This window comes from Catellatospora sp. NPDC049609 (genome assembly GCF_040675365.1).
Classification (GTDB): domain Bacteria; phylum Actinomycetota; class Actinomycetes; order Mycobacteriales; family Micromonosporaceae; genus Catellatospora.
Window position 1 is genome coordinate 1 of record NZ_JBFAOU010000357.1, and the last position, 3,564, is coordinate 3,564.

The following is a 3,564-nucleotide window of genomic DNA, read 5'->3' on the forward strand; positions in this document are numbered from 1 at the left end:
GGGGATATGCCCGTATGGGGCGTGTCATCCCCACAGTTCGCGCAAGATCGTCGCGGACCGGGACGGGGTGGGGTGGGTCAGAGGCGGCAGGCGTGGATGTCGGTGACGAGGATGGCGCGGGCGCCCAGGTCGTAGAGCTCGTCCATGATGCGGTGCACCTCGGAGCGCAGGACCATGGCCTGGACGGCGACCCAGCCCTCGCGGTGCAGGGGGGACACGGTCGGTGACTCGATGCCGGGGGTGAGGGCCACCGCGCTCTCCAGGCGGTCGGCGCGCACGTCGTAGGCGAGCATCACGTAGCGGCGGGCCACCAGCACACCCTGCAGCCGGCGCAGCAGCTGGGCGACGGCGCCGTTGCGCTCGCCCTCGGGGCGGCCGACCAGCACCGCCTCGGAGACCAGCAGGGGCTCGCCGACCGGGACAAGCCCGGCCTGGCGCAGCGTGCCGCCGGTGGCGACCACGTCGGCGATGACGTCGGCGACCCCGAGGCGGACCGCGTTCTCCACGGCGCCGTCGAGTTTGACGACGTCGGCCTTGATCTCGTGCTCGACGAGGTAGCGCTCGACGACCCCGGGGTACGCCGTGGCGACCCGGCGCCCGGCGAGGTCGGGGATGTCGCGCACCGTCTCCGGGGGCGCGGCGAACCGGAACGTGGCCGGGGCGAACCCCAGCGGCAGCAGCTCGGTGACCGGCGCACCGGAGTCGACCAGCAGATCCTGGCCGGTGATGCCGAGGTCGAGGTCGCCGGAGCCGACGTACACGGCGATGTCACGGGGCCGCAGGTAGAAGAACTCGACGTCGTTGTCGGCGTCGACGCAGACCAGGTCGCGGTCGTCGCCGCGCTGGCGGTAGCCCGCCTCGCGCAGCATGTCGGAGGCGGGTTTGGACAGGGTGCCCTTGTTGGGCACGGCGATACGCAGCATCTCTTCGACTCGTCTCTGTGATCGACCTTAGTTGATCATGAAGGGTGGCGGCGGCGCGTCGTCGAGCCGTGCCATAGGTTCATGATCAACCCCGAACGGAAGGCGGGGCGGGATCACAGATGTCGGTAGACGTCCTTGAGGGTGAGGTTTGACGCGAGCATCAGCACCTGGGTCTGGTAGAGGAGCTGGGAGATCTCTTCGGCGGCCCGCTCGGGGCCCTCATGCTCGGCGGCCATCCACGACTCGGCGGCCTCCTCGACCACCTTCTTGCCGACCGCGTGCACCCCGGCGGAGACCGCCTTGACCGTGCCGGAGGCCGGGTCACCCGCGGCCACCTTGGCCTGCAGCTCCTCGAACAGCTCCTCGAACGTCTTCACGCGGCCATTCTGCCCGATCGCGCCCCGAGTGCGCCGACCGCCCGGCCCGCGCGGCACATGCTGGGACGATGCCCGGCCGAAGACGGTACGACCGCACGGACGGAATCCCGGTCGGCATCCGCAACGGCGCGGTGGTGCGGCCACACCACGGGCAAGATCGGCCTCACCGTCCGCCGAGCCGGACGCGACCCCTGGCCGAAGCCCTGTCGTGCGCGAGCTTCGGCCAGGGGCCGCGCCACGGCCCGGTCAGGCCGGGATCACTTCACGGTGACCGTGTGGTTGTCGGTGAACATCCGCGAGCCGTCGTTCTCGGAGATGTCGAAGACTTCGATGACGTACGTCCCCGGTGTCAGCGTCATCGGCACCTTGGCCTCGCCCTGCGCCGGGCCGCCCGCCGACAGCGTGATGAAGCCCTCCTTGACCACCGTCGTGCCCTTGCGGATCTCGTAGTTCATGGTGGCCTCGAAGACCATGCCCGCCACGTGCAGCGTGAAGTCGCGCGGCACGGTCGCGCCGTGCTGCGGGTCGATCAGCCACACCGGCAGCAGGACGTCCACCGCCGGCTCGCGGCGCAGCGGGTCGCGGGTGTCGACGTGCCCCCAGAGCTCGTCGACCTGCCGCCCGTCGAGGTGGATGCGCACCGCGGGTTTGCCGCTGGCCGCGGTGGCGGTCCAGACCAGCTGCTGCACCGCCTGGTTGGCGCCGAACGAGCCGGCCTCGCCGTTGACCGCCGCGCCGGACAGGTCCACGGTGACCGTGTCGCCGGAGACCGACGCCCCGCGCACCCGCGCACTCGCGGGCCACAGGCTGATGTAGTCCGGGTCGTACGCGGTGCGCCCGTCGAGCATCTCGGTCACCGCGGCCCTGGTCCGCGCGGCGGCCGAGCCGTCGCCGACCGGCAGCCGGTGGAACTCGCGGACGAGCTTGGGGTCGCCGCGGTCGTCGGCCAGGTAGTAGATCGCCAGCGACCCGGCCGCGCCGGGTCCGCCGGGCTCGGTGGTGGCGCCGGGCGCCGTGGTGGCCGGTGCCGTCGAACCCGACGGCGCAGCTGACCCCGTGGGGTCCGGTGAGGGTGTGGTGGGGGTGCAGGCGGCCGACAGCGCGACGAGCGCGAGCGGGACCAGCACGCGGAGCCTCAACGCAGACATACCTCAGGTGTACGTCCACGCGGGGTAGGTCACCACCGGCCGATCAGCCCAGCCTGAAACTGTCACCCGCCCGCGACGGGCCAAGCCCCACCCGTGCGGCTCTCCCGGCACGGGTGGGGCTCACGCGTGACGAAACGGGGTCAGCCGAGGGTGCGCAGGGTGACGGCGGAGTCGAGCGCGGCGACGACGCTGCTCCAGCCCTTGTCCTCGCCGGAGTCGGGCAGCCCCGCGCGGTCGCGGGCCTGCTCGACGGTGTTCACCGTCAGCACGCCCTGCGCGACCGGGGTGGACTCGTCCAGCGCCACCCGGGTCAGGCCCTCGGTCACCGACTTGCACACGTAGTCGAAGTGGGCGGTGTCGCCGCGGATGACCACGCCGAGCGCCACCACCGCGTCGTGCCGGCGGGCCAGCGCCTGCGCCACCACCGGCAGCTCGACCGAGCCGGCCACGTGCGCGACCTGCACGTCGGTCACCCCGCAGGCCTTCGCCGCGGCCTGCGCCCGCGCCAGCATCTGCTCGACCAGGTCGGCGTGCCAGCGGGTGGCGACGATGCCCAGGCTCAGCCCGGACGCGTCCACGGTGTTCAGTTCGGGGGCGCCGTGCCCGGCCATCAGCTCAGCCCTTCCAGGTCGTCCAGCTCGGACAGGTCCAGCTCGTGGCCCATCCGGTCGCGCTTGGTGCGCAGGTAGCGCAGGTTCTCCGGGTGCGGCCGGATCGGCAGCGCCTCGCGGCCGACCACCTTCAGGCCGTAGCCCTCCAGCCCGGCGCGCTTGGCCGGGTTGTTGGTGAGCAGGCGCATCGTGCGCACGCCCAGGTCGTAGAGGATCTGCGCGCCGGTGCCGTAGTCACGGGCGTCGGCGGGCAGGCCCAGGTCGAGGTTGGCGTCGACGGTGTCGCGCCCGGCGTCCTGCAGCTGGTACGCCTGCAGCTTGTGCAGCAGGCCGATGCCGCGACCCTCGTGCCCGCGCACGTAGAGCACCACGCCGCGGCCCTCCTGCGCCACCCGGCGCAGCGCGGCCTGCAGCTGCGGGCCGCAGTCGCAGCGCACCGAGCCGAAGACGTCGCCGGTGAGGCACTCGGAGTGCACCCGGACCAGCACCTCCTCGCCGTCGCCGA

The 3,564-nt window shown here is 72.6% G+C and carries 5 protein-coding genes; all 5 read right to left on the minus strand.

Features of this window, described 5'->3' with window-relative positions; translation table 11 throughout:
• Positions 1 to 77: 77 nt before the first annotated feature.
• On the minus strand, positions 78 to 923 hold the full coding sequence (gene hisG / locus AB0J67_RS39875) for an ATP phosphoribosyltransferase (RefSeq protein WP_363490818.1): 846 nt from the start codon (positions 921 to 923) through the stop codon (positions 78 to 80).
• A gap of 113 nt (positions 924 to 1,036) precedes the next feature.
• Positions 1,037 to 1,300: a phosphoribosyl-ATP diphosphatase gene (locus tag AB0J67_RS39880; protein ID WP_363490820.1), complete on the minus strand. Its 264-nt coding sequence runs from the start codon at positions 1,298 to 1,300 to the stop codon at positions 1,037 to 1,039.
• A 257-nt stretch (positions 1,301 to 1,557) separates the two neighbouring features.
• Positions 1,558 to 2,448, minus strand: coding sequence for a GerMN domain-containing protein (locus AB0J67_RS39885; protein WP_363490822.1), 891 nt, complete (start codon positions 2,446 to 2,448; stop codon positions 1,558 to 1,560).
• A 140-nt stretch (positions 2,449 to 2,588) separates the two neighbouring features.
• The gene (gene ribH / locus AB0J67_RS39890; protein ID WP_363490824.1) at positions 2,589 to 3,059 is read right to left on the minus strand and encodes a 6,7-dimethyl-8-ribityllumazine synthase; all 471 of its coding nucleotides are present in this window, start codon (positions 3,057 to 3,059) and stop codon (positions 2,589 to 2,591) included.
• A partial coding sequence (gene ribA, locus AB0J67_RS39895; protein WP_363490826.1) for a GTP cyclohydrolase II occupies positions 3,059 to 3,564 on the minus strand: 506 nt, incomplete at its 5' end. The genes ribA and ribH, both read right to left, overlap by 1 nt.